1 protein-coding gene is annotated in these 469 nt (G+C 40.3%); it reads left to right on the top strand.

Translation table 11 applies throughout. From position 1 onward, the window contains the following. Positions 1–199: 199 nt before the first annotated feature. A partial coding sequence (locus UGRO018_RS17805) for an aminotransferase class I/II-fold pyridoxal phosphate-dependent enzyme (protein ID WP_463667578.1) occupies positions 200–469 on the top strand: 270 nt, incomplete at its 3' end.

Here is a 469-nt window from a genome sequence, read left to right on the forward strand (position 1 = left end):
CATGCAGACAACACCAAATAAGCTGATCCATATCGGAAAGCCAATCGAGCTAGATGAGAATTACTTGTACCTAGAGCTTGAGAAATTATATGAAGCAGCATATGCAGAAACAGATCAAATGAGAGAACTGGTTCAACAATTGGTAACCACATACCATCCAGAACCGGTGAAAGGATAGAAAGGGGAGAAAAAAGAGAAGATGAAGAAAATGAACATTCCATTTTCACCGCCAGATATTGGTGAAGATGAAATAAAGGAAGTTACAGAGGTACTAAGATCAGGGTGGATAACGACCGGACCAAAAACCAAGGAATTTGAAAGAGAAATAGCGAAATTTTGTCAAACAGAAAAAGCGGTGTGTCTGAATTCTCAAACAGCATGTGCAGAGATCACACTAAGGATTTTAGGAATCGGTCCCGGGGATGAAGTGATCGTACCAGCATATACCTATACAGCAAGTGCAAGTGTT

This window comes from Hoskinsella mucinilytica (genome assembly GCF_045223415.1).
GTDB classification, from domain to species: Bacteria; Bacillota_I; Bacilli_A; order Erysipelotrichales; family Erysipelotrichaceae; genus Hoskinsella; species Hoskinsella mucinilytica.